Source organism: Microvirga vignae, from assembly GCF_001017175.1.
In the GTDB taxonomy this organism is placed as follows: domain Bacteria; phylum Pseudomonadota; class Alphaproteobacteria; order Rhizobiales; family Beijerinckiaceae; genus Microvirga; species Microvirga vignae.
This window is the reverse complement of record NZ_LCYG01000032.1, coordinates 267,757-292,867: the sequence shown is the minus strand read 5'-3', so window position 1 is coordinate 292,867 and position 25,111 is coordinate 267,757. Positions and strand designations below refer to the sequence as shown.

The 25,111-nt window shown below is 61.4% G+C and carries 22 protein-coding genes; 12 read left to right on the top strand and 10 right to left on the bottom strand.

Annotated elements, in window-relative coordinates:
• Window positions 1-90 precede the first annotated feature (90 nt).
• Together AA309_RS13940 and AA309_RS13935 are read left to right on the top strand one after the other, a co-directional pair.
• On the top strand, window positions 91-1,632 hold the full coding sequence (locus AA309_RS13940; RefSeq protein ID WP_047189571.1) for a helicase HerA-like domain-containing protein: 1,542 nt from the start codon (window positions 91-93) through the stop codon (window positions 1,630-1,632).
• 236 nt (window positions 1,633-1,868) lie between these two features.
• The gene (locus AA309_RS13935; RefSeq protein WP_047189570.1) at window positions 1,869-3,251 is read left to right on the top strand and encodes a M20/M25/M40 family metallo-hydrolase; all 1,383 of its coding nucleotides are present in this window, start codon (window positions 1,869-1,871) and stop codon (window positions 3,249-3,251) included.
• Window positions 3,252-3,379: 128 nt separating this feature from the next.
• On the opposite strand, the gene AA309_RS13930 is transcribed toward AA309_RS13935, so the two are convergent.
• Window positions 3,380-4,057, bottom strand: coding sequence for a haloacid dehalogenase type II (locus AA309_RS13930; protein WP_047189569.1), 678 nt, complete (start codon window positions 4,055-4,057; stop codon window positions 3,380-3,382).
• A gap of 164 nt (window positions 4,058-4,221) precedes the next feature.
• Here AA309_RS13930 and AA309_RS13925 point away from each other — a divergent pair, with 164 nt between their 5' ends.
• The 3 genes from AA309_RS13925 to AA309_RS13915 all read left to right on the top strand — a co-directional run bounded on the left by AA309_RS13925 (window position 4,222) and on the right by AA309_RS13915 (window position 7,255).
• On the top strand, window positions 4,222-5,097 hold the full coding sequence (locus tag AA309_RS13925) for a branched-chain amino acid aminotransferase (RefSeq protein WP_047189568.1): 876 nt from the start codon (window positions 4,222-4,224) through the stop codon (window positions 5,095-5,097).
• Between the two features lie 199 nt (window positions 5,098-5,296).
• Window positions 5,297-6,016, top strand: a complete 720-nt coding sequence (locus AA309_RS13920) for a DUF1194 domain-containing protein (RefSeq protein ID WP_047189567.1) — start codon at window positions 5,297-5,299, stop codon at window positions 6,014-6,016.
• A gap of 54 nt (window positions 6,017-6,070) precedes the next feature.
• On the top strand, window positions 6,071-7,255 hold the full coding sequence (locus tag AA309_RS13915) for an adenylate/guanylate cyclase domain-containing protein (RefSeq protein WP_052954714.1): 1,185 nt from the start codon (window positions 6,071-6,073) through the stop codon (window positions 7,253-7,255).
• Here the strand turns inward: AA309_RS13915 and murJ are convergent.
• On the bottom strand, window positions 7,227-8,753 hold the full coding sequence (gene murJ / locus AA309_RS13910; RefSeq protein WP_047189566.1) for a murein biosynthesis integral membrane protein MurJ: 1,527 nt from the start codon (window positions 8,751-8,753) through the stop codon (window positions 7,227-7,229). The genes AA309_RS13915 and murJ overlap by 29 nt on opposite strands.
• 3 nt (window positions 8,754-8,756) lie before the next feature.
• Window positions 8,757-9,743 (bottom strand): glycosyltransferase family 2 protein, encoded by a 987-nt coding sequence (locus AA309_RS13905; protein ID WP_047189565.1) that lies wholly within the window; start codon window positions 9,741-9,743, stop codon window positions 8,757-8,759.
• 214 nt (window positions 9,744-9,957) lie between these two features.
• On the opposite strand from AA309_RS13905, the gene AA309_RS13900 reads away from it, so the two are divergent.
• Window positions 9,958-10,803: a ChbG/HpnK family deacetylase gene (locus AA309_RS13900; RefSeq protein ID WP_047189564.1), complete on the top strand. Its 846-nt coding sequence runs from the start codon at window positions 9,958-9,960 to the stop codon at window positions 10,801-10,803.
• 107 nt (window positions 10,804-10,910) lie between these two features.
• Window positions 10,911-12,176 carry an adenylate/guanylate cyclase domain-containing protein gene (locus AA309_RS32025; RefSeq protein WP_052954713.1) on the top strand — a complete coding sequence of 422 codons (1,266 nt, stop codon included), beginning with the start codon at window positions 10,911-10,913 and terminating at the stop codon, window positions 12,174-12,176.
• A 55-nt stretch (window positions 12,177-12,231) separates the two neighbouring features.
• On the opposite strand, the gene AA309_RS13890 is transcribed toward AA309_RS32025, so the two are convergent.
• Window positions 12,232-12,831 (bottom strand): superoxide dismutase, encoded by a 600-nt coding sequence (locus tag AA309_RS13890; RefSeq protein ID WP_047189563.1) that lies wholly within the window; start codon window positions 12,829-12,831, stop codon window positions 12,232-12,234.
• 175 nt (window positions 12,832-13,006) lie between these two features.
• Here AA309_RS13890 and AA309_RS13885 point away from each other — a divergent pair, with 175 nt between their 5' ends.
• Window positions 13,007-13,969 (top strand): hypothetical protein, encoded by a 963-nt coding sequence (locus AA309_RS13885; protein WP_047189562.1) that lies wholly within the window; start codon window positions 13,007-13,009, stop codon window positions 13,967-13,969.
• Here AA309_RS13885 and AA309_RS13880 read toward each other — a convergent pair.
• From AA309_RS13880 to AA309_RS13870, 3 genes are all read right to left on the bottom strand, one after another.
• Window positions 13,962-14,516, bottom strand: a complete 555-nt coding sequence (locus AA309_RS13880; protein ID WP_047189561.1) for a hydrolase — start codon at window positions 14,514-14,516, stop codon at window positions 13,962-13,964. The two genes, AA309_RS13885 and AA309_RS13880, sit on opposite strands and share 8 nt — an antisense overlap.
• A 185-nt stretch (window positions 14,517-14,701) precedes the next feature.
• Window positions 14,702-17,092: a PAS domain-containing protein gene (locus AA309_RS32020; protein WP_052954712.1), complete on the bottom strand. Its 2,391-nt coding sequence runs from the start codon at window positions 17,090-17,092 to the stop codon at window positions 14,702-14,704.
• A 49-nt stretch (window positions 17,093-17,141) separates the two neighbouring features.
• Entirely contained in the window at window positions 17,142-19,253 is a 2,112-nt protein-coding gene (locus tag AA309_RS13870) for a S9 family peptidase (protein WP_047189560.1), read from the bottom strand.
• Window positions 19,254-19,683: 430 nt separating this feature from the next.
• On the opposite strand from AA309_RS13870, the gene AA309_RS13865 reads away from it, so the two are divergent.
• Window positions 19,684-20,112, top strand: coding sequence for a Ros/MucR family transcriptional regulator (locus AA309_RS13865; protein WP_047189559.1), 429 nt, complete (start codon window positions 19,684-19,686; stop codon window positions 20,110-20,112).
• 352 nt (window positions 20,113-20,464) lie between these two features.
• Window positions 20,465-21,310: a DUF6456 domain-containing protein gene (locus AA309_RS13860; RefSeq protein ID WP_047189558.1), complete on the top strand. Its 846-nt coding sequence runs from the start codon at window positions 20,465-20,467 to the stop codon at window positions 21,308-21,310.
• 9 nt (window positions 21,311-21,319) lie between these two features.
• Here the strand turns inward: AA309_RS13860 and AA309_RS13855 are convergent, their stop codons facing one another.
• Together AA309_RS13855 and AA309_RS13850 are read right to left on the bottom strand one after the other, a co-directional pair.
• The gene (locus AA309_RS13855) at window positions 21,320-21,748 is read right to left on the bottom strand and encodes a SufE family protein (RefSeq protein ID WP_047189557.1); all 429 of its coding nucleotides are present in this window, start codon (window positions 21,746-21,748) and stop codon (window positions 21,320-21,322) included.
• Window positions 21,749-21,816: 68 nt separating this feature from the next.
• The gene (locus AA309_RS13850) at window positions 21,817-22,146 is read right to left on the bottom strand and encodes a hypothetical protein (protein ID WP_047189556.1); all 330 of its coding nucleotides are present in this window, start codon (window positions 22,144-22,146) and stop codon (window positions 21,817-21,819) included.
• Window positions 22,147-22,558: 412 nt separating this feature from the next.
• Between AA309_RS13850 and AA309_RS13845 the strand changes: the two genes are divergently transcribed.
• Together AA309_RS13845 and AA309_RS13840 are read left to right on the top strand one after the other, a co-directional pair.
• Window positions 22,559-23,416 (top strand): peptidoglycan-binding domain-containing protein, encoded by an 858-nt coding sequence (locus tag AA309_RS13845; protein WP_160310465.1) that lies wholly within the window; start codon window positions 22,559-22,561, stop codon window positions 23,414-23,416.
• Window positions 23,416-23,757, top strand: coding sequence for a DUF1491 family protein (locus tag AA309_RS13840; RefSeq protein WP_047189555.1), 342 nt, complete (start codon window positions 23,416-23,418; stop codon window positions 23,755-23,757). Before AA309_RS13845 ends, AA309_RS13840 begins: the two co-directional genes overlap by 1 nt.
• Here AA309_RS13840 and AA309_RS13835 read toward each other — a convergent pair.
• On the bottom strand, window positions 23,754-24,758 hold the full coding sequence (locus tag AA309_RS13835; RefSeq protein WP_150117549.1) for a hypothetical protein: 1,005 nt from the start codon (window positions 24,756-24,758) through the stop codon (window positions 23,754-23,756). The genes AA309_RS13840 and AA309_RS13835 overlap by 4 nt on opposite strands.
• Window positions 24,759-25,111: the final 353 nt, after the last annotated feature.

The following is a 25,111-nucleotide window of genomic DNA, read 5'->3' as shown; positions in this document are numbered from 1 at the left end:
ATTTAGTCGAGAAACCTCAATCGAAAAATCTCAGAGTGGAAACTGGCGACAGGGCTTCTAAGATCCGTTGATGGATTCGGGAGAGACACGATGCTCGAAGACGGCAAGATCTTCATCGGCAAAAGCACCAAGCCGGAATACCTGGACTTGAGGCTCGCAAATCGCCACGGCCTCATCACGGGCGCGACGGGTACCGGCAAGACGGTTTCGCTGCAGGTGCTGGCGGAAGGTTTTTCCAATGCGGGCGTTCCGGTCTTCGCTGCCGACATCAAAGGCGATCTCTCAGGCCTGGCGGCTCCCGGCAGCGGCAAGGAGCCCTTGGTCAAGCGCGCGCAGGACATCGGCATCGAATACAAGCCGGACCAGTTCCCGGTCGTGTTCTGGGACATCTTCGGCGAGCAGGGGCATCGTGTCCGCGCGACGATCTCCGAGATGGGACCGCTGCTTCTCTCGCGCCTTCTCGATCTCAACGAGACGCAGGAAGGCGTGCTCAACATCGCCTTCCGCGTCGCCGACGAGCAGGGATTGCTGCTGCTCGATCTGAAGGATCTGCGCGCGCTGCTGCAGCTCATCTCCGACAATGCGAGCGAGCTCACCACCACTTACGGTAACGTATCAAAAGCGACCATCGGCACGATCCAGCGTCAGTTGCTCGTGCTCGAAAACCAACAGGGTGACGAGTTCCTCGGCGAGCCGGCGCTCGACATCAAAGATCTGATGCGCACTGATCGCGACGGACGCGGCGTCGTCAACATCCTGGCGGCGGACAAGCTCATGAGCAATCCGCGTCTCTATTCGACGTTCCTGCTCTGGCTCATGTCGGAACTGTTCGAGGAACTGCCGGAGGTGGGCGATCTCGATCAGCCGAAACTCGTCTTCTTCTTCGACGAGGCGCATCTTCTCTTCAACGATGCGCCGAAGGCTCTCGTCGAGACGGTGGAGCGCGTCGTGCGCCTCATCCGCTCGAAGGGTGTGGGCGTCTATTTCATCACGCAAAATCCGGTCGACGTGCCCGAGACCGTACTCGCGCAGCTCGGCAACCGCGTGCAGCATGCGTTGCGCGCCTATACGCCTCGCGAGCAGAAGGCCGTTCGCGTCGCCGCGCAAACCTTCCGGCAGAACCCGGCATTCGATACCGAAAAGGCGATCACGGAACTCGGCGTCGGCGAGGCGCTGGTCTCGACGCTCGAAGGCAAGGGCGCGCCCTCCATGGTGGAGCGCACGCTGATCGCACCGCCGATGGCCCAGGTCGGCCCCATCGAATTGTCCGAGCGCCAGCAGATCCTGAACGCGAGCCCCATGAGGGGGAAGTACGATCAGGCGGTCGATGTGGAATCGGCTTACGAGATGCTGGCGAAACGGGCCGAGCAGGCGGCCGCCGATGCCAGGGCGGCGGAAGGCGGCGGGGGCATTCTCGACATGCTCGGCAACATCTTCGGCACCAACGGCCCGCAGCGGAAGGGCACGATGACGGTGGGCCAGAAAGTCGTGCGCGAGGTCACCCGCACCGTGGTCAACCAGACGGTGGGCAACATCGCCGCCGAGATCGGCAAGTCGATCGGCGGACGCCAGGGCAGCTCCATTGGACGGGCCATCGTGCGGGGGACCTTGGGTGGGTTGTTGAGGCGGTAGGGCATTCCCCCCACGGGCCCTCCTCGTCATCACCGGCCTTGTGCCGGTGATCCCGGCTTGGTGAGGCGAGGCTCTTCTTGAAATCGGGATGGCCGGGACAAGCCCGGCCATGACGTGCAGATGAGGGCGCCGCAACACTGCGCGATGCGACTTCGAGCCTGCCCCCTTGCGGCCCGCTCGTCTTAGGCGCACTTTGCCGCGCAACCGGACAGATTCTTCAACTGACAAGGACCGCCATGTCCCAGCTCGACCAAGTTCTTTCCAAGATCGACGCCGCTCTCGATGCCTCCCTGGAGCGTCTGTTCCAGTGGCTGAAGGTGCCTTCGATCTCGACCGACCCTGACTACAAAGACCATTGCCGCATCGCCGGCGAGTGGCTCGTGGACGAACTGAAGGGAATCGGCATCGAGGCCTCGCTTCGCGAGACGGGCGGGCATCCAGCCGTGGTGGCTCATGCCAAGGGCGAGGCGAAGCCGCATGTGCTCTTCTACGGGCACTACGACGTTCAGCCGGTCGATCCGCTGGAGCTGTGGGACACGCCGCCCTTTGAGCCCCGCATCATTACCCTGCCGGACGGCCGCAAGGCCATCAGCGCCCGCGGCTCTTCGGATGACAAGGGACAGGTGATGACCTTCGTCGAGGCCTGCCGCGCGTGGAAGACGGTGACGGGAACGCTCCCGATCAACATCACCTTCCTCATCGAAGGTGCGGAGGAGGACGGCTCCAAGTTCCTCCCCGAATTCATCGAAGCCAACAAGGATGAGCTGACGGCCGATGTGGCACTCGTGTGCGATACCGGCATGTGGGACCAGGACACGCCCGCCATCACCTCGTCCTTGCGCGGCATGGTGTACGAGGAAGTGATCGTGCGCTGTGCTGATCGCGATCTGCACTCCGGTCAGTTCGGCGGCGCCGCGCGCAACCCGATCCATGTGCTGTCGAAGATCATCGCCGACATCCACGACGAGAACGGCCGCATCACGATTCCAGACTTCTACGAGGGCGTGCCCGAGATCCCCACGCAAATATTGGAGCAGTGGAAGGGCCTGAACCTCACGGAGGAGGATTTCCTTGGTCAGGTCGGCCTGAAGCACTCGGCGGGCGAGAAGGGCCGCATGCTCATCGAGCAGATTCAGTCGCGTCCCACCTGCGACGTGAACGGCATCATCGGCGGCTATACGGGCGAGGGCACGAAGACCGTGATTGCGGCGGAAGCCCGCTGCAAGATTTCCTTTCGCCTCGTCGGCGATCAGGATCCCGCGAAGATCTCGAACAACTTCCAGGCCTTCGTGCGCGCGCGCATTCCCGCCGACTGCTCGGTGGAATTCATCAGGCACAAGGGCTCGCGCGCTCTCGCGTTGCCGCACGACTTCCGGGCGCTCACCGTCGCGAAGGCAGCACTCCATGACGAGTGGAAGAAGGAGCCCATCGTCATCGGCATGGGCGGCTCGATCCCGGTCGGCGGCGACTTCAAACGCACGCTCGGCCTCGACACGCTCTTCGTCGGCTTCGGTCTCGACGACGACCGCATCCATTCGCCGAATGAGAAATACGATCTCAAGAGCTTCCACAAAGGCACGCGCTCCTGGGCACGCATCCTCGCAGCTCTCGCGAAGTAAGTCCGTTCATCAGCAAATTACTTGCGCCATGCCCGCACTTGTCGCGGGCATCCACGTGTTTACCCGTTCAAGGCGTGGATGGCCGGGACAGATCCCCGGATCAAGTCCGGGGACGGCCATGACGGGCATCACAACAGCCCTTCAAGCGAGTCGATGACCGCACGGGGAGGGAATTCCGGATATTCATCCGGCATGTTGAGCCGGTTCACCCAGATGGGAATGAGGCCGAAAGCGGAGGCTCCCGCAATGTCCCAGCGGTTGGATGAGACGAAGACGATTTCGTCCGCATTCAGGGATAAAGCTTCGAGCGCGACATGGTAGGCGTCGGGGCTCGTCTTGAAGACCTTCGCCGTTTCGACGGATAGAACGGTGTCGAACTCGCCGGTGAGACCGGCTGAGGCAACCGCGGTGCTCAGCATGGCTGGATCACCGTTCGAGAGAATTCCCGTGCGCAGGCCCCGTGCGCGCAGGGCGCTGAGGGTCGTCTTCACGTCCGGATAGGCAGCGAGGCTGCGATAGGCATCAAGCAGCAGGGGACGCAAGGAGAGATCCACGGTCGGGCAACGGGTGAAGGCGTAATCGAGCGCCTGCTCCGTGAGGGACCAGAAAGGCACATACCGTTCGGACAGCGACAGCACCCAGGAATATTCGAGTTGCTTGGCGCGCCAGATTTCGGAAAGGCGCCCAGCTTCCCCACCGACTTGCGCTGCATGGCGGGCGACGGCCGAGTGAACATCGAACAATGTTCCATAGGCATCGAACACGACGGCTTTCGTATCGGCTGGGATGATGGAAAGCGGCGACATGTTTGCGGTCCGGGAACGAGGGCAGGGCCAATTTAACGGGAATAATCATCCTCTTTCATGCATTTCATCACAAGACTTTATCTCCCTAAAGCCTGCCAAACGATTGACGTATGCTACCCAAAAGGATTCGATAGGCAGGTATTCTGACCCAAAGGATCGAGAACGTGGCTTGGTATTCGCAGACCTGGAACTGGTTCAACGGCGCATGGCAGGAGGGCAACCCGCCTCTCATCGGGCCACGTTCCCATGCATCCTGGCTTGGTTCGTCCGTATTCGACGGTGCGCGCGTGTTCGAGGGCGTCATGCCCGACATGGACCTGCACTGCGCCCGCGTGAACCGCTCGGCCACCACGATCGGTCTCAAGCCCACCATGGATCCCAAGGTGATCGTCGAGCTGGTGCGAGAGGGCGTGAAAAAGTTCGCTCCCGGCACGGCACTCTACGTGAAGCCCATGTATTGGGGTGAGGTCGAGGGCTTGGCCACCATCGCGCCCGATCCGGAATCGACCCAGTTCTGCCTGTCGCTCTTCGAGGCACCCATGCCGGTGCCGGGTGGAATGTCGGTCATGAAGTCGAGCTTCCGCCGCCCGACGCTGGAATCCATGCCTACCGACTCGAAGGCGGGTGCCCTTTATCCTAACAATGCCCGCGTGATCCGCGAGGCGAAGGAGAAGGGCTTCGACAACGCGCTCGTCTGTGACGCTTTGGGCAACGTGGCCGAGACCGGCACCTCCAACGTGTTTATGGCGAAGGAGGGCGTGGTCTATACGCCATATCCGAATGGCACTTTCCTCAATGGCATCACCCGCCAGCGTGTGATTCGGCTCCTGCGCGACGATGGCGTGACCGTGGTCGAGGCCACGCTGCGCTACGAGGATTTCGCCGCGGCGGACGAGATCTTCATCTCGGGCAATTATTCCAAGGTAATGCCGGTGCTGCGCATCGACAACCGCGATCTCCAGCCTGGCCCGTTCTACCGCCGCGCCCGTGAGCTCTACTGGGCCTACGCTCATTCCCAGCCCGTCAGCAAGGCGGCTTGATACATCCTCCCGTCGTGCCCGTCCCCGGACTTGATCCGGGGATCAGTCCCGGGCATCCGCGTCTTCAGACGCAGCGATTTCAAGACGTGGTTGCCGTAAACCAAGTGCGGCCATGACGGAGTTGTGAACTTCTCCTAGCGGTTCTATCTCGCTTGCGCCCTAAGTGGCTCCAGCATCGTGCCCTCTCCTGGAGCCTGCGATGCGCCTGATCCTGAACAGCCTCTTTGTCCTTGGCCTTCTGACGATACCGGTATTTGCGGAGCCCGTGGATCTCGAACTCGTCTTCGCCGCCGACGGCTCCGGGTCCATCGATAATGATGAGCTTCGCCTGCAGCGAAAGGGCTGGGCCGATGCGCTCACGAGTCCCGAGGTATTGGCCGGCATTAAGGATGGGCCTGCCGGCGCCATTGCCGTGTCTTATATGGAATGGGGCGGGCCGAGCTCGCAGGTGTTGATCGTCGACTGGCATGTGATCCGGGATGAACCGAGTGCGAGGATCTTCGCCGACAAGCTCATGAGTGCGCCGCGTGGTGCCACCGGTTACAATTCCATCTCCAACGCCATCGATTTCTCCGTGCGCCTCGTGGAACAGAATTCGCACGAGGGCACGCGGAAAGTCATCGATGTATCTGGCGATGGACCGAACATGGGTGGACGCTCGATTGAGAGCGCGCGGGCCGATGCACTCGCAAAAGGGTTTACCATCAACGCACTTGCGATCCGCCGCCCCGGCAGCGGACGTCCTGGCGGCCCCGGCGGCATGCCGCTTGAGGATTACTATGCACAGAACGTGATTGGAGGGCCGGGTTCGTTCGTGGAAATCGCGGACGAGACGCAACCCTTTGCATTGGCCGCGAGGCGCAAGCTGCTGACGGAGATTGCGGGCACCTTGGGCGTGACCCGCCACGCCAGCCGCTGAATTCATCGCGTCGGCAGGGGAGGCATCTCGCAAGAGATGCTATAAGCTGCACGCATGTCGAATCTCGAAAGCTGGATCATCGAACAGGGCTTCAAGGGCTCCACCGTCGGCGCGCTTCTGTCGGGCTGTGCCGAGCGGTTGGTCGGGGAGGGCATTCCCTTGCTCAGGGCTTACATGGCCCTGCCGACGGTCAACCCGACCTTTCGCGTCTACAATCATGTCTGGACCCGCATGTCAGGCATCCTGGTCGAAGGCGTGTCACATGAGCGCAATGATGGTGCTTTCGAAATCAGCCCCTTCGGGTACATGCTGCGCACCGGATTGATGGAGCAGCATTGGCGGCTTGAGGATCTCGAGACACAGCCCTTCGAGGTTTTTGATGATGTGAGGCGCGACGGGGGCACGGATTACCTTGCACGCCTGATCAGCTTCGAGAACACGACGGCTCCCGACCTTCGAGGTATCGCAGTCTCGTTTTCCAGTGATCGCGCAGGCGGTTTCCTGCCGGATGAAATCGCCCGCATCGATGCCGTTCTGCCTCTGTTGGGATTGGCGGCTTATCGCATCACCCTGCTCAATTTGACAGTCGATATGCTCGATACCTATGTCGGCCTCTCAGCCGGGCGTCGGGTGCTCAGCGGAGAAATCCGGCGCGGCTCTGGAACGACACTCACGGCAGCCTTGCTCTTTGCCGATCTGCGGGGGTTCACGACCCTCGCCGACACGGCCGGAATGGACCTGATCGCCCGGCTCGACCAACATCTCGAGGCCATGGTGGAGCCTGTGGCGGAGCAGGGTGGCGAGGTGCTCAAATTTATGGGTGATGGCGTTCTTGCCGCTTTCCCCATCACGGCAGAGCGCACGCGGGAGGAGGCCTGCGCTTCTGCCATCCGTGCGGCACAGTCAGCACTTGAGCGGAATGCCGCCGTCAATCGCCTTCGGGCCGCTGAAACCTCGCTCGATCTCGACGTTGCCCTCCATTGTGGAGACGTTTTCTACGGCAATATCGGCGCTGCAGGTCGGCTCGATTTCACCGTGATTGGGCCTGCCGTGAACGAGGCGAGCCGCATGGAGGCTCTCTGCCAGCCGCTCGGGTGCTCCGTCATCATGTCAGAGAGCGTGGCATCGGTCAGCCCGGTTCCTGTCCAGCCTCTTGGTCGCCATCGGCTGCGCGGGGTCGCCGCGGAGCGGGAGTTGTTCACCTTGTCCTTCAGCGGCGCGCGAGTTTCACGCCCATGACTTTCATTCCGGCGAGCAGGACACCGCCGTAAATCAGTGCGCCGATGAGCCCAAGCGCACCCAGCAGCGTTTCGTTTCGCCACAGGGGGAGGAGAGCGGCCCAGCGCTCCAGAGGTGCGGGTGCAAACCAGGCGAAGGCGGCAAGGAGAACGCTTGCCGCTGCGATGGCCAGGCAGGTCTTGGCCAACGGGCGACTCGGCGCTGTCCAGCCGCGCCGATAGGCGAGCATGAAGAGCAGGATCAGATTGGTCCACACGCCGATGGCTGTGCCAAGGGCAAGTCCCACCACGCCGTAAGTGTCCATCAGCAGGACCTTCACGAGGATGTTCACGGCCACCGCCGTGAGCGAGGCGACCAGCGGCGTCGTGGTGTCGGAGCGGGCATAGAAGCTGGACACCGCGGAGCGGATCAGTACGGCGGCGGGAAGGCCGAGGCCATAGGCTGCCAGGACAGCGCCCGCGCGCTGTGCTGCCTCGGCATCGAAGGCGCCGCGCTGGAAGAGGGCGGACATGATGAGGTCTGGCATCACCAGGAAGGCGACGAGGAATGGAGCGGCCAGAGCCAGCGTGAGACCCACCGTGCGGTTCTGCGCGGCATAGGCGCTTGCTTCATCACCGGCCGCGATGCGGCGGCTCATCTCGGGCAGCAGCACGGTGCCCGCAGCAATGCCGATCACGCCGAGGGGAAGTTGATAGAGACGGTCGGCGTAATAGAGCGACGAGACCGCGCCTGTGGGCAGGAACGATGCGATGATGGTGTCGGCAAAGATTGCGAGCTGCACGCCGGCGGAGCCGATTACGGCAGGGCCGAGAGCCTTGAAGAAACGCTTCATGGCGACGTCGATGCGCGGCTTTTCCAGGCCGGGAGAAACTTCGATCCGACGCGCCGACATCCAGACCAGCAGCAATTCAAAGACGCCTGCGGCGGTGACGCCCCAGGCCGCTGCATATCCTGCATTCGGAAACAGAAACACCGCCGCCAGCGCCACGATCATCAAGATATTGAGGAGGACTGGCGCAGCGGCGGCTGCCGCGAACCGGTCATGGGCGTTCAGGATGCCGGAATAGATCGTGACGATGGTGATCAGCAGCAGATAGGGAAAGGTGATCCGCGTCAGCGTGACGGCGAGGTCGAACTTTGCGGGATCGTTCGAGAAGCCCGGAGCCAGAAGCGACACGACGAAAGGCATCGCGAAGAACGCCACGAGCAGCAGTGCGATCTGCACGATCAGCATCAGGGTCGTGATGCGACTAGCGAACGACGTGGCGCGCGCCTTGCCCTCTGTTTCGAGCACCTGCGCATAGGTGGGAAGAAAGGCGTTGTTGAATGCTCCTTCACCGAAAATGGCGCGAAAGTGATTGGGGATGCGGAAGGCGACGAAAAATGCGTCCGCCACGGGCCCGACACCCATCACGGCCGCAATCACTACGTCGCGGACGAAACCGGTAATGCGAGAGACAAGCGTCCAGCCGCCGACGGAGAGAAGCTTCTTGAACATCGGTCAGGCCTGACGCAGCAGGTAATTGTCGGGAACGAGGCTATTCGAGACTTCCGCCGTCGCGCCGATCCGCTCAGCCACCACGTAGAGCGGACGGCGCTTCACCTCCGCGAAGATGCGGCCCACATATTCGCCGATGATGCCGAGCGACATCAGCTGAATGCCGGAGAAGAACATGATCGACACGATCAGGCTCGGGAAGCCCGGGAGGTCGGTGCCGAAGAGAAGGGTCCTGACAAAGAAGAAGAGGGCGGCGGCAATCGACAGGAACGAGATCAGGAAGCCGAGATAGGTCCAGATCCTCAGTGGCACCGTGGAGAAGGCTGCGATGCCGTCGAAGGCGAAGCGGAAGAGCTTCCGGAAACTCCACTTCGACGTTCCGAAGCGGCGCTCCTCCACCACGAAGGGAACGCCAGCATCCTTGAAGCCGATCCAGGCATAAAGCCCTTTCGAGAAACGCGCTTTCTCGCCCAGGGTGCGCAGAACATCGACGCCTTTGCGGTCGATGAGCCTGAAATCGCCCGCCCCCTCCGGCAAGCTGATTTCACCAAAGCGCGAGAAGAGGCGATAGAACAAATGCGCGAAGCCGCGCTTGACCCGGGTCTCGTCCGAGCGGTCGGTGCGCTGGCCATAGACCATGTCGTAGCCTTGCTGCCAGCGCTCCACAAAGGCTTCGATCATCTCCGGCGGGTGCTGGAGGTCTGCATCCATGATCACCACCGCATCGCCTCGGGCATGGTCGAGGCCGGCCGCGATGGCGATTTCCTTGCCGAAGTTGCGGCTGAAGGAGACAGCCCCGATCTGGGGCTCTGTCGTGCTGATGGAGCGGATGACGTCGAGGGTATCGTCCCGGCTGCCGTCATCGACGAACACCACCTCCCAGGCGAGGCCGATCCGGTTCAGAACCGGAAACAGGCGTTCGCAGAGCGGCCTGACATTGGCGCTCTCGTTATGGACGGGAATGATGACGCTGAGCTTTGGCGACGCCACGGCTGTAGACCCTTCATGTTCGGCCGCATCAAGAGCCGAGTTTGCGGCTTTGCTCAAGTGCCTATATGCAGTTTGATGTTAGAATGTGGCGTGTTGGACGGGCCTCTTATTGCCGCATGATCTCACCGGAAACCCGGTTCCCACTTTTCGCTGGCGCGGACCGCTGGTTCCGGATCATGCTTAGGGTGCGGCAAAGCCGATTTCAGGGGTATCCATGCCATTCTTCCGCAACGTCATTCTCTGCGCCGACGATTATGGCCTCAGCGATGGCGTGAGCGGGGGCATCGCGGAGCTGGCGGAGATGGGCCGTCTCTCGGCCACGGGGGCCATGACCAATATGCCCGGCTGGCGGCGCGCTGCGCCTGAACTCAAATCCTTGAAGGGACGGATCGGGGCCGGCCTACATCTCAATCTGACGACCGGGGTTCCTTTAGGGGCGATGCCGTGCCTGGCCCCTAAAGGCCGGTTTCCGGTCCTCAAGGACATTCTGGCCAAGGCCTTCAAGGGGCAGCTGGATGAGGCCGAGATCGCGGGAGAAATCGCGCGCCAGCTCGATGCCTTCGAAGAGGCCCATGGGGAGACCCCATCCTTCATTGACGGGCATCAGCACGTGCATGTGCTGCCTGGGGTGAGAGAGCCTCTGCTTGAGGTGCTGAAGGTGCGCGGCTATCCCGGTCGCGTCTGGCTGCGTGATCCCGCTGACCGAATGGCCTCGATCCTGCGCCGTCCTGTCGGGCGAGGGAAGGCTCTCATCGTCAAAGCCTTTGCGCGAGGCTTTGCCCAGGAGGCGCAGGCTGCCGGCTTTTCCATGAACCAGGGCTTTTCGGGCTTTGCCCCTTTCGATCTTTCGGCGCCGGCCAACCGCATTTTCGAGACGGCTTTCTCCCATTTGGGATCCATGCCGCTCGTCATGTGCCATCCAGGCTATGCGGATGACGAACTGCGGGCCCTCGATCCCGCCGTCGAAAGCCGTGTCGCAGAGCTGGATTATCTCAAGTCCGATGCCTTCATCGCCCTGCTGCAGGAGCGGGGACTAAAGCTCGCCCCCGGCCTCGCTTGAACCAAAGGCCTGGATTTTCCCTGAAATTCAGCAAAAAACGAGTATAGTAGGTAGGCGCTGCAGCGCAGGCGTACCCGGGGGGCTGAGGGGGCCTAAGGAGCAGGTCGATGCAAGAGGCATCCTCCGGCAACGAAACTGAGCGGCTGGCGGCGCTTGCCCTCTATCAGGTGCTCGATACCCCTCCCGAGTTCGCCTTCGATGCCGTCACCGAACTTGCCGCCGAGATTTGCGGTTGTCCTGTCGCCCTGATCAGCCTCGTGGATGAGCATCGGCAATGGATGAAGTCTAAATACGGATTGCCCGCCGATTTCACCGAATGCCCACGCGAGATCACGGTCTGCAGCCACACGGTCTGCTCGAACGATCTCATCTATGTTCCCGATCTGACGGCTCACGAGCGCTACAGGGATCTACCCGTTGTTACGCAGGAACCGCATCTGCGCTTCTATTGTGGAATGCCGCTGATCAATCGGGAGGGGTATGCTCTCGGCACTTTGTGCGTGGTGGCCTTCGAGCCGCGGGAGCTGCGGCCGTCTCAGCGCGAGGCGGTCCGCCGGCTGGCACAACAGGCCATGGCTCTTCTGGAACTGCGGCGTCAGCTTCTGGAACGCAATGCCCTGTTGAATGAGCTCGCCCAAGCCAAAGCTTTAGCGGAGGAGGCGAGGGACCAATCGGATCGGCTTTTGCACATCATCCTGCCGGAGCCGGTAGCTGATGAGTTGCAGCAATACGGCAAGGTCGAGCCTCGCTTTCACGAGGCCACCACGATTCTCTTTGCTGACTTCAAGAAGTTCACGCTACTCACCGAAACGCTCGATCCGGCGCGCCTGCTCAATCAGCTCGACCAGAATTTCGGACGCTTCGATGAGATCGCGGCGGGCAATCGGCTGGAGACGATTAAGACGATCGGCGATGCTTATCTGTGCGCGGGTGGGTTACCGATGCCTAACCGCACCCATCCCATTGATGCCTGCCTCGCGGCCTTGCAGATGCAGGCCTATATCCGGAGCGCCAACCGGCAGCGCGAGAGGCTGCGTCTTGCACCTTGGGAACTGCGCATCGGCATCAACTCAGGTCCTGCGATTGCGGGCATCGTTGGGCATCGCCGCTTCACGTATGACATCTGGGGCAATGCGGTGAATGTTGCGCAGCGGCTCGAGGAGGCGTGCGAGCCGGGGCGCATCAACATCTCGGCCAGTACGTTTCATCACGTCTCGCGCCTGTTCGAGGCTGAGGCGCGGGGTTCGGTGAGCGTCAAACATATCGGCGCGATCGACATGTATTTCCTCAACCGCATCCGGCCAGAGTTCAGCGCTGAGGCGGAAGGGTGCATTCCCGGCCCGGAGTTCTGGCGGGCAAGCGGAACCGGGTAGTACCAAAACAAAACGGGCCTCCGAAGAGGCCCGCCTGACATACCGAGATGTCCGCTTACTTCGTCGCGGATTCGAACATCTCCTCGACATGCTCCCAGTTCACCAGGTTGTCGAGGAAAGCCTTGATGTAGTCGGGACGCCGGTTGCGGTAATCGATGTAGTAGGAGTGCTCCCACACGTCGCAGCCGAGGATCGGCTGAGCGCCGTGGACCAGCGGGTTCTCGCCGTTGGGGGTCTTCATGACCGTGATCTTGCCGTCCTTCACGGCAAGCCAGGCCCAGCCGGAACCGAACTGGCTGACGCCGGCCTGGATGAAGTCTTCCTTCATCTTGTCGACGGAGCCGAGATCCTCGACGATCTTTTTCTCGAGCTTGCCGGGAAGCGCGCCGCCGCCATTGGGCTTCATCCACATCCAGAAGTGGATGTGATTGTAGTGCTGGCCGGCATTGTTGAAGAGGGCCTGGTTCTTGCCGTAGGAGCCCTTCACGACTTCCTCGACGCTCTTACCTTCGAATTCCGTGCCTTTCAGCAGATTGTTGCCGGTGTTGACGTAAGCAGCGTGGTGCTTGTCATGGTGAAACTCCAGGGTTTCCCGCGACATGTAGGGCTGCAGGGCATCATAGGCGTAGGGCAGTTCGGGCAGAGTGAACGACATCGGCGTCTCCTTTGGATTGAGCGACCTGTGTGCGTTAGTTAAAGCTCCCCTGGCTCAAGAGCAACGGTTGGTACGCGGACTTTTTTCTGGTCAATCTTTACCGATAGGTTGCCTTTGGCCTATAGAGGCATAGCTTTGCCCTTGAAAACCTTGGTTTGCGTATGATGGAGACGGCATGATCATCGCTCTTCTGGCCCTCGCTTTTGCGATGATCTTGGGTGGATTACTGGCTGCTTTCTTCGGATGGGACATCGTTCTGATAGAACGTGGCTGGGTGATGGTGATCGCCGGCAGCTTCAGCGCGGCCTGCGGCGCGCTACTCCTCGGCATCACGGCGGCTGTGTCCAGACTCACCCAGATTCAGGCTGAACTTGCCCGCCTGCAGATCCGCATCGACGAAGAGATGCGGGAGGAGGCGCCATCGTCCTCGACAGGTGTATCCATGGCTGCCCTTGCGGGCGGCCTCCTGGGGGGCAAGCTTCTCGGCCGTGGCGAGAGCAAGGATCGGGACGAAAGCCAAGCGGACCTGCCTCTTCTCGCCGACAGCGATAAGCCGGGGGCAGCCGCCGAGGCTCGTGAGACCCGGGATGAGGACGAGATCTCCAAAGTCGAGCCTTTCCCACTCTTCCCCCCTAGGGAAAGAACGGAGAGCGTTGGAAACCGCGCCGAGGAGGAAATCGAAATCAAGGTCCCGGATTTCCTCCTGGCCGAGCGGCGCAATGAAACTTACAGCGAAGCCCGTAGCTCAGACGACGACACGTCGCTCTTTGCCGACGAGCCCAAGCTGGAGGAGCCGGAGGAGCCGCAGAGCGCCTTTGATAGCGATGGTACTCCCGAGCCGCTGCCCGAGCCTGTCTCCGCTCCAGAGCCAGAGACCGAGCGGGAGCCAGAACCTGTCCTCGCCGAAGAAGAGACTGCCGCTCCAGAAGAACCGGCGCGCGAGGAGGAGGCTGCCGAAGAGCCGCGCTCCGGCGCTACGATCATCGGCACCTACAATTCCGGCGACAACACCTACGTGATGTTCTCCGATGGCTCCATTGAGGCGCAGACTCCTGGCGGTGTGTTCCGCTTCCAGTCCCTCGACGAGCTGAAGGCCTTCATCGCCTCGGGCGGTGAGGGTGGAGCCGTCGCTACTTGAACAGGGGAGAGAGGGCCCGGAAGTCGTCAGTCGCGGCCCTCTCCAGCCACTCGAACGCTACCATTTCCGTGGTCACCCAATGACAGCCCGCATGAAGCAGACGGGCACAAGCAGCATTGACGCTGTGAGGTGAGCGGCTCGAAACCGCATCAGCAACGACGAAGACGTCGAGCCCCATATCCTTGAGGCCGAGCGCGCTCTGGAGCACGCAGATATGCGCCTCGACCCCGCAGATCACGATTTGGTCGCGCCCCTCGCCGCGAAGCCCGGCGACGCGCTCCGCCATTGTGGGATCTCCGGCCGCGGAGAAGCTCGTCTTCGGAAGCACGGATGCCGCAGCCGGAAGATTGTCCGCCACGGAGCCGACCGTCGGGCCAAGTCCCTTCGGGTACTGCTCCGTAACCGTTACGGGAACGCGGAGCCGAGAGGCCGCCTGCAGCAGCACGCCGATGTTCCTGAGCGTGGAGCCGCCCTCGTGAATGGCCGGCATGAGCCTGGATTGCACATCCACCACGAGAAGATGTGATCGTTTTGCGGTCAACAACATGATGTCTCCTCAACCCCGTCGGACGGATGGGCGGATTCCTTCTGATCTTTTAAACCAGGCCGGACGTGTGAATGCCGATGCCGTGCCAAGCTTTAAATGTGTGCTCTCCCGCCATTTGGAACAGCCTGAAGCCAATGCCAGCGGCGAAGGGCGGCGTTCGCCGTCTGCGATGGGAATGTGCGGTGCTACTTATCGGGGTTGAAAAGGGGTGGCTCGCCCGGAATGGGCATGCTCATCGTGAAGTGGAGCCCCTCTTCCCGGAAGTCCATGTTCACCTGAGCTTGCAGCTGTGCGGACAGGACCCGTTGCAGCAGGCGTGAGCCGAAGCCTTGGCGAGCTGGGCTTGTGACACGGGGGCCGCCATGCTCCGTCCATCTGAACTGCAACGTCGGACGCTCCTCGCTACGCTCGATATGCCAATGGACCTCAACCTGTCCGCCGAAGGTCGATAAAGCGCCGTGCTTGGCAGCGTTGGTCGTGAGCTCGTGAATCGCCATGCCAATGGGTACCGCCGCTTCCGAGGGGAGCTCGACATGCGGGCCGTCAATGAGGATGCGATTGCGGGTTTCATCTTCGTACGGGCCGAGTTCCGTCTCCACCAATTCCTTTAGGTCGGCTCTCTGCCACAGGTCTTCGGTGAGCAGGTTGTGGGTGCGCGCGAGCGAGACGATGCGGCCCACGAATCCTTGATAGAACTCGTCGATGCTGGATGCGGTGCGCGCAGTCGAGCCCACGATGGCTTGCACGGTCGCCAAAGTGTTCTTCACGCGATGGTGGAGTTCGCGAATGAGAAGATTTTGGCGATTCTCCGCCTCTTTGTAGCGTGTGATGTCGATATTGACTCCGACCATGCGCAGCGGAGCGCCTTTTTCGTCATAAAAGAACACCGCGATTGTATCGATCGTGCGGATGTTTCCGTCAGGGCGCTGAATCCGATAGGCCAAGTTGATCTCGGGGTCATGGCGGGCCAACGCCTCTGTTATGGCCCTGTTGGCGGGCTCCAGATCCTCCGGAAGCACTCTCGCCTCCCAGCTGGAGAAATCTTCCCCGAACGTGCCCTTCTCCAGGCCGAACAGGCGCTCCTGCTCGGCTGTCCATGTCACCTTACCGGAAGGAACGTCCCAGTCGAACACGCCAATTCCGGCAGCGCTCTGCGCGAGCGACAGACGTTCCTCGCTGATACGCAGCGCTGCTTCCGTCAGCTTCAGATCATGGATGTCGACGCTCGTGCCGACCCATCCATTGAACTCTCCCGTGGCGGCGTTGTGCACAGGTGCCGCCCGGATGATATGCCAACGATACTCCCCTTCCGCCGAGCGGTAGCGAACCTCCGTCGTATAAGGAGTTGCATTGGCCATGACAGGTTTCAACTCCTCGGTCATTCTCTCCCAATCGTCTGGGTGAATGGCAGCTGTCCAGCTATGTCCGAGAGCCTCTTCAGGGGGCAGGCCCGAGTAAGTCACCCATCGTTCGTTCGTGTAGGTCAATTCCAGGTTAGGCTTAACAATCCACACGAGGGCGGGGAGCGACTCCGCGATGAGATTGAATCGCGCTTCGGTTTCGCGAAGTTTTGCCTCTGCCCGGACCTTCTCTATCGCCAACCAGGTGCGTTCCGCCACATCTTCGACAAGGGCGATCTCATCGCTCGTCCAATCCCGAGGCACCGATGAATAGACGTAGAATTCGGCGATGAAGCGTCCATTCTTGTGAAGAGGAACGGCAAAACCCGAACGCACGTTGATGGTGGTGTAGGAGGTCTGAAGAGCCGGATCACTCAGGCGAGGATCGGTTCTCACATCGTTGATGATGGCAGGTTGTCCGCGCTTCAAGGCCGCGAGGATCGGGCTGGCATGCTGGTCAATCTTTTCAACCTTGCCTTGATTGCTGATGAGGCCCCTTGACCACTCGCGCTCAACGATGATGACGCCGCGATCCTCATAGACTTCGCCGTAGCCTGCGGTGTCGACCTTCAGAAACTCGCTCACATTGCGTGCGGCGATCTCCATGATCTCGTACTGGTCATCGATATTGCTGAGCTGATCGTTGAGCTTGAGGAGGAATTCCTGGCGGCGCTGAGCCTGGTCCATTTCCTCTCTGATTTTCTGCCGCTCCTTGATGTCCTGCATCACGCCGACGAAGCGTATAGGCTTGTCGCCTTCATAGATCACACCACCGCGCACATGAACATGGCCGATGTTTCCGTCAGCCTTCAGGATACGGTGCTCGATGTTGAAATCCGTCCTGGTGCGAAGCGCATAGGAAACGGCTTGCTCGATGCGCTCGAAGTCGGCCGGATGGAACATGGCCTGGAACTCGGCATGCGTGAGCTTTGCGTCCGGCTTGAGACCCAGACAGCCTTTGAAGGCGGCTGTGCCCGTGACCTCGCCCGTCTCGAGGTTGTGTTCCCAGGAGCCGAACTTCCCAATGTCGAGCGCCATGCGCAGCTTGCCGTTGCTCAGGCGCAGGGCCAACTCCGTCTCACGGAGTTGCTGTTCAAGCTCCGCAATTCTCTGCTTGTGGTCCTTCTGGAGAGGAGCCTCTTTATCGGGGGCCGGTAAACTACCGCGCTTGCTCATGTACGCTCACTCTCGACAGGGCTGCACCTTACCATAGTGATAAGTTATATCAGGCCTGAAATCCCTCAATGCATTTGATGGCAAAAACATACGCAAGGGCGACCTCTTCCAGGCGGTCGAAGCGCCCGGAGGCTCCGCCATGTCCTGCATCCATGTTGAGCTTGAGTAGGACCGGGCCGCCTCCCGTCATCGTGGCTCTGAGACGGGCCACCCATTTCGCTGGTTCCCAATAGGTTACGCGCGGGTCTGTGAGGCCCGCGAGCGACAGGATCGCCGGGTAGGCCTGGGGTTTCACATTGTCATAAGGCGAATAGGACAGGATGGTCCGGAAAGCGGCTTCGTCGGCGGCCGGATTGCCCCATTCCGGCCATTCGGGTGGGGTGAGGGGAAGTTCCGCGTCCAGCATGGTATTGAGCACGTCAACGAAAGGTACTTCGGCGATGATGCCCGCGAAGAGGTCCGGCGCCATGTTGGCGACCGCTCCCATCAGCATGCCGCCCGCACTGCCGCCATGGGCCACGATCCGCCCGCGTGAGGTATAGCCCGCCTGAACCAATGCCTCGCCGCTGGCGATGAAGTCCTTGAAGGTGTTCGGCTTCTTCTCGCGCTTGCCGTCGAGATACCAGCGCCAGCCCTTTTCCGTGCCGCCCCTGATATGGGCGATGGCATAGACGAAGCCCCGGTCAACGAGGGACAGGATACTCGTGCGGAAGCTCGCCGGCATGGACATGCCGTAAGAGCCATAGCCGTAGAGCAGGCAGGGAGCCGAGCCGTCGAGGGCGATTTCCCGCCGGTGCAGGATTGAGATGGGTATCTTCTCCCCATCGGGAGCAGTGGCGAACAGACGGCGCGTGACATAATCGGCGGGGTTGTGGCCGCTCGGCACCTCCTGCCGTTTGCGCAAGGTACGCCCGCCCGTGCGCAGATTGTAATCCGTCACCTCGTTTGGCGTGGTGAGCGACGAGTAGTGGTAGCGGATCACGTCCGTGTCGAACTCGTAGCCGGGCGTGAAGCCGAGGGAATAGGCCTCCTCAGCGAAGGCAATCGTCTCCTCCCGTCCTGTTGCGATCTCACGCAGCACGATCCGCGGGCTCGCATTCTCCCGCTCCAGGCGCACGAGATAGCGGGCGAGCGCCACGACGGAGAGGATCATGATGCCCGGCCGGTAGGGAACGAGATCGTTCCAAAAGGCGCGCCCTGGCGTTGCGACCGGAGCGGTCACGATCTTGAAGTCCTCTGCGCCGTCCGCATTGGTGAGGATGATCAGGCTATCCCCGTGGTGCTCCACGTCATATTGCAGCTGGGGTGTACGGGCCTCGACGAGGCGCGGCGTGGCGGCGGCATCGGACCGGTCGAGGAGCCAAACCTCCGAGGTTTCATGGTCGCTCGCCTCGATCAGCACGAAAGCATCAGATTGGGTCACTCCGAGCTTCACGAAGAAGCCCGGGTCCTTTTCCTCATAGATCGCCTCATCCCGAGCCGGATCGGTGCCGATCAGGTGACGCCTGACTCTGACGGGCCTGTGATTCTCGTCGAGCTCCACATAATAGAAGCCAGAACTGTCGTTGAGCCACACGACGCCGCCCGAGGTATGAGGCACCTCGTCGGAAAGGTCCTTGCCGTTTTCGAGATCCCGGATGCGGATCGTGAAGTATTCGGAGCCCTTCACGTCCGAGCCCCAGGCCAGAAGCCGATGGTTTGGGGAATGGTCTGCACCGCCCAAGTCGAAGAAGGCATGACCCTCGGCCTCGCTATCGCCATCGAGCATGATCGTCTCATCGCCGCCGTCCCGAGGTTGTCGGCAGACGAGGGGGTGCTGGCCTCCCTCCCGATAGCGGGTGAAATAGGCAAAGGGGCCGTCAGGCTCGGGAACAGAGGAATCGTCCTCTTTGATGCGCGCGCGCATTTCGGCCACGAGCTGAGCCTGGAAATCCTCCGTGCCGGCAAAGGCGGCGGCCGTATAGGCGTTCTCCTGCTCGAGGCTATGACGGATGGACGAATCGAGAGCGGCAGGGTTCTTGAGCACCTCCTTCCAATTCTCGGCCTTCAGCCACGCGTAATCGTCGTGGATCCTGACCCCATGCACCTCGGAACTGTAAGGTTTTGCGGGGATAATCGGCGCAGGGGGCAGGGGGCGGGACGGAAGGCGCTCGCGTTTCATGAAACTATCCGGATCGGGTCTAAGGCGGGATCGATTATGCATACATAACTCGAATTTCCCATGCAGGGTCCGCCGCCGGTTACGCTGGGACATTCGATCACCCCATTTGGTAACCGTCTTTTTAGCTACTTCTTCTGGCTGAAAGGGCGCGAATTCAATATTCTGCCACTTAAGGCCGATTCCGCTTTTCGCATTAGTTAAACCTGAGTTTATTTCAATTTGAAAGTTGACCCCAAGTTTTCCAAAGTTTTCCTTTTAATGATCTTGTTTTCAGAGCGAATTTGCCATACCTGAACGGGCAGGCACGATTTCTGTGCGTGTACAGTGCGGTTCAAGAATGAAGCAAGCATTGCTTGCGCGATGACTGCTCAAAAATCAGGCCGGAAGGCATTTGAGCTGTTCTTGTGGGCCGGAAAGGAAGAAAATCAAAATGAGCGACAATATCGCTGCATCGAACTACATTGAGCTGGCTGCGGATATCGTCTCGGCCTATGTGAGCAACAATTCTGTTCCGTCGGGCGAGCTGCCTGCGCTGATCAACGATGTCCACTCGGCTCTCATGCGAGTCGGTGGCGGCACCGTCGAAGCCCCGGCCGAGGCTCCGAAGCCTGCCATCCCCGTGAAGAAGTCCGTCACTCCCGACTACATCGTCTGCCTCGAGGACGGTAAGAAGTTCAAGTCGCTGAAGCGCCACCTGCGCACTCAGTACAACATGACCCCCGAGCAGTACCGCGAGAAGTGGGCTCTGCCGGTGGATTATCCGATGGTCGCCCCGAACTACGCCAAGGCTCGTTCCGAGCTCGCCAAGGAAATGGGTCTCGGCCAGCAGCGCCGGAAGCGCCGCTCCTCGCGCGGCTGAGCCGGGTAAGATATACGCCTTTTGAAGCCGCCCTTCGGGGCGGCTTTTTTGTTCTCGGATACGACGGGGATACCGCGGTCTTCATGGCGTTTCTTGGCCTAAGAGGGGTGTTGCCTGACTTATCCTCACTCTTATCAACAGATTTGAATCTCATTGACAGCTAGGAATAAGCGCCCAGTATCAGTGGTGGAGGGCGAGTCCTTTCTTTCTTTATTTATAGGAACAAAACATGAACAAAAATGAGAACGAGCGAGTTCAACAAACAATTGCTCCTGCAGGTGTTCCCGCGCGCCGGAAGGCGAAAAAGCACAGTCGTGTCAACCGGGTAAGGGGAACAGGCGGTCCTGTTCCCATGGCGGCACGGTCCGAATCCCTTCGGCGAGAAGCGGGACGACTTCTGGCTGTGCTCGACGTCGCCGGAACTCGCGTCATGGTCGATCCCACCGATGATGGGAGCGTCATCGTCCATAGGAAGCGCGCAGGCATATCGGTCGGCGCCGGGCGTTTCGGAATCGCCGATGCGGAAATGCTCGTTCGGCAGGATCTTGCCCGCTGGCAGCATGGCGAAGCGGCACAAAGGACGCTGGTTCTGAGCGAGGCGGGCCGCTCTTATCTGCGCCGCGCGTCCGCGGATGTGCCGGAGGCAGCCTTTCTGCACCAGCACCGGGAAACCGTTACCGCCACGATCCAGACCAAGGTCGGTTTGACACGGGTGCGGATGGATGCGGAAGAGAGCCCTCTCGATTGGCTGCGCCGCCGCAGGGATCGCAATGGGGTGCCGATGATCGACGAGGCCGCCTATCAGGCCGGCGAGCGGCTGCGCACGGACATCACGTTGGCTGGCCTCTTGCCGGGGGTGACGGCGCGGTGGGACGCCATGCCCACAGGAGGTGGCTTCGTCTCCCCGTCGGAGGCGACCGATCGCATGATCGCTGCGCGCCAGCGCATCCGGCATGCTTTCGATGCAGTCGGTTCCGACTTCAGCGATCTGCTCATGGACCTGTGCGGCTTCCTGAAGGGCTTGGAGCAGATCGAACGCGAGCGGGGATGGCCGCAGCGCTCCGCCAAGATCGTGGTGCGCCTCGCCTTGGCAAGGCTCGCCGAGCATTACGGCATCGAAGCCGCCGCACGGGGACCTGCGGCTTCGCGCGGGATCAAGAGCTGGCGGGCCGTCGTGATCGAGGGCGGGCGCGCCTAAAGGCGGAGCTTAGAGAGCCGCTTGGGCGACCTGCGCATCGCGGCGGATGCGCTCGACCATGGATCTGACGCCGTTCGACCGCTGCGGCGTCAGATGTTCTGCAAGGCCAAGCTCCTTGAACAGGCCAAGCGCATCGGTGGAGAGGGCTTCCTCGGGCGTCTTGCCATTGTAGAGCGCGATCATGAGCGCCACGAGGCCGCGTACGATATGGGCGTCGCTGTCCCCGATGAGGTTAAGCACAGGCCTACCATTGGATTGGTCGAGGCGCGTCTCGAGCCAGACCTGGCTCGCGCAGCCCTTCACCTTGTTCGCCTCGGTATGGGCCTCCTCCGGCAGCGGCTCCATCATCCGCCCCAGCTCGATCACATAGCGATAGCGCTCTTCCCAGTCGTCGAGCAGCTCGAAATTGGAGACGATCTCGTCAATGGTCGGCAGCATGGCATCCCTGCTTTGTCTGCCGCTCATATAATCATTGTCGAAGCGTTTGGCGACGGGCCGGCTGAGAATCAGCCGCGGGGTTTTTGTCCCGGGGGCGCACGGTCTCCCGGCTGCAGCGTGTCGGAGGGCTTCGAGGAGGCGGGCGTGAGGCCAGAGGAGGTCAGGATCTTGTCGACCACAGCCTGCTTGGCGCCGCCGGGCAGGGCCTGCCACACGGTTTCCAAATGTCCCGGCGTTCCCTCGGCTGCAGGCGAGGTCGTCGTTGTTTGGGTCGCCTGCGCGACCGTCTTCGGGGCGAAGAACTCCTGCAGCGGATCCGGTCGCTCGCCACGCTGGCGAACGGGCGAGTAGTAAAAAATGACACCAACGATGACGACGAAACGCAGAATCGAAAACATATGGCGGCTGCTGGTTGCCTGAACGGGTCGAAGAGTGATGCATCATAACGTGCCGGACTGGCCGCGCGTAGGTGAAGGCCTGACAACCTGCGAACAGGATGAATCAACCGTTAAAGACCCGGCGGCCGGCGACGAGGTTGTTAAGGTCTTTGAATTTCAAGAGAAAAGATCAGGTGCGTGTTCTGCTTGAGGCTGCGGTCACGTTCATTTGCCCGTCAGCAGCCATGGTTTAGAGAAGGAAGGGACCATGGTTTTAGTGTTCGCTTAAGGGGCGTCTGCCACGCTTTCGACAAGAAGAGGGAGGAGCGGCCTTGGATGCTCTCGTCCGTGACTTCCGGCATTGGCCCGGGGCTTGTCACGGAGAGGATGCGCCCAACCATCATGCTGCTCCTTCGACAACAGGATGATGCTTGTGCGTGACGCTTTCGCTGCCGAGTCCGATGACGATTTCGATCTGCCCGCCGTTGTGCGGCGGAAGGCTCCGCCGCGTTCGCAGCAAAAGCGCGCAGCGAAGCAGCCACCGCGCAAGATCGGCTTGGGCGAGCGCCTGGTCACGCAGGCACTGAACCATCCCGGTCGCGTGGTGGCTGCCGTTTTCCTCACGGGCTGTGCCGGCGCGATCGCGTGGAACGCGCTGCTGCTGCAGAATGTCCGGCATCCTGCGCCGCTTTTCACCCATCGCGATCCGGCGGTTGCCGTCGCTCCTGCGCCGCTGCCTGCGTCCGCACAGCCCTTGCCTCCGGCGCGGCCAGGCGCCGAGGTTCCCGAGGCGAAAGACATGGCTGCCGACGAGGAGCCTGCCGTACAGGCTCCGGCCGCTGTTGAAGCTGCTCCGGCTCAAGCAGCTCCTCCGCCTCGAGCGGTATCGCGCAGTGCCATCTCCGATCTGATCCGCAACAACGGCGTGCCCAGTGCCGCGCCTCAGCAGCAACCCGCACGCACGCAGCAGGCTGCAGTTCAGGCTCCTGCTCCGGCTCCCGCGCGGGCATCGACGGTGCGCGATCCGATCGCGGAAATGATCCGCCTTGGTGGTCCGGTGCCCACTCCTCCTGCCAACGTGGGGCGGTCCGATGGCGGTGAGACCGTGCTCTTCGGCCAACGCGCGCTCGCGCGCTTAGGATACGGCGTGAAGGTCGATGGCGAGATGGGGCCTGGAACGCGCCAGGCGATCCAGCGCTTCGAGCAGGACAGGCGCCTGCCGGTGACCGGAACGTTCAGCCCGCGCACAGTGCGTGAACTCTCCGCGCTGTCGGGCATTGCCGTCCAGTAATGGCTCGCCTTCGCTCCGATTTCTGGGTTTCCGCCTACTTTCGCCGCTGCGGTGTGGAAGGCGTGGATGCCGTGTTGCGCAAGCGCGGTGCTGCCGAGGCCGGGGCGATTTTCATAAAGGTCGATCATCTCGACGGCACGGCGAGCCTCTATGGACCTGCTCCGCAGCTCTTCCTCGAAGACAGCGACGAGCGCCTCTTCGCTCCGATCCTTCAGGGCGTCACGCCTCTCGATGTGGAGGAGAGAATGGCGCGCGAGCTTCGCTTCGATTCCGATCTCTGGCTCGTGGAAGTGGACGATCGTGAGGGCCGCCACTTCCTCGATCTCGCGCCTGACACTTAAATCGCTCTGCTCTCTCCCGAGAACGCCTTCACGCCCAGGATCATTTCGATGATGACGAGTGCAACGGCGCCGGAACTCCCCCGCGTCTCACGCACCAACTCGCGGATTGCGGAAAGCGGATAGGACAGGGCCGGATGAAGGGTCAGGAAAATGCGTGCCGCGTCCTTGTCTGAAAAGCCGAGCGCTTTCAAAGCCAGCGCGAGAAGCAGGTGGCGTCCGATCTGCAGAATGCGCCACTCCGCCGAGACGGGAAAGCCGAAGGCTTCCGACAGCAAGCGCTCGAAGCGTGCGATATCGCCATCCTTCGCGGCGGCAAGGAATGCCGCCATATCGTGCTCAGTCAGGCGGAAGGAGAGAGATGCTCCCTGTGCGACGGTCTGCGCGACACGCTCTCGGATGAGCCTGCGCCGCTTGCGATCTGCTGCGAGGTAGAGGCATGCCTCGTGTGTCGCGGTGAGATCGGTGCGCTGAAGCAGGATACGCGCGAGGGCAGGGCGCTCGATGGCGCTCCTCACCAGTTGGCGGAAAGCCGGTCTGGACGATGGGAAGGCAGGATTGGCGGCAAGAATGTCCTCGCTCGCTTCTTCCCGAAGCACGAGAATCCGCTCGATGGTCACGATGTCGAGATGAGGCTGCGAGGCAAGATGAACCCGGCCGGCCGGTGTTGCGAGATACATTGCATCAGGTAAGGACGCCGGCGGTGGTTGGTGGCGCGGAATGATGCTGCGTGCCTCGGGGGTATGCTGGAGCAGATAATCGAGAACGGAAGGCGGCGTGTCCGGGCAGGGGGCGAGAATGCGTGCGATCTCGAGAAGGGTTGTGCGGTCCGCCTTCGGCAGAAACCCCAGCGCCAGGGCTTCGAAAGTCTCGATGCTTTCGCGGTCGCGCGCGGGAGCGGCCACGAACATGTCCGCATTGACCTTCAACAGCGCGGCGCATGCGTCCGCGCCGCTTAAGTCGGACAAGTCAGACCAGAGGTCTGGGTTCGCAGAGGATGCCATACTCAACTCATTCTCCAGCGCATCGTGCGGAAAAGTAGCCCCGGTTTTTGCTGACGCGGACCTCCGGTTCCGCATCAACGATGCGCTCGTTAATAGGAGAGCATCGGATTGGCCCCAAAAGTGGATCCCACTTTTGGGTCCGGTGCTTTAGCGCAGCCCCGCTCGAACCCTAGAGACGGTGGGTTAGCGCATCTTTAACCCGCAAGAAAGCTGCGCCCTCCAGCTGTGCGGTATGGCACAAATCAACGTGAGCATTCCGGAACTGAAGCGCGGCGGGGAATGTTGTTTTCATGCCAGGCTCCGCAATTTTCGAGCAAGCTCGGCGTGCTGAAAACGGTCTGTTAACCATAAGG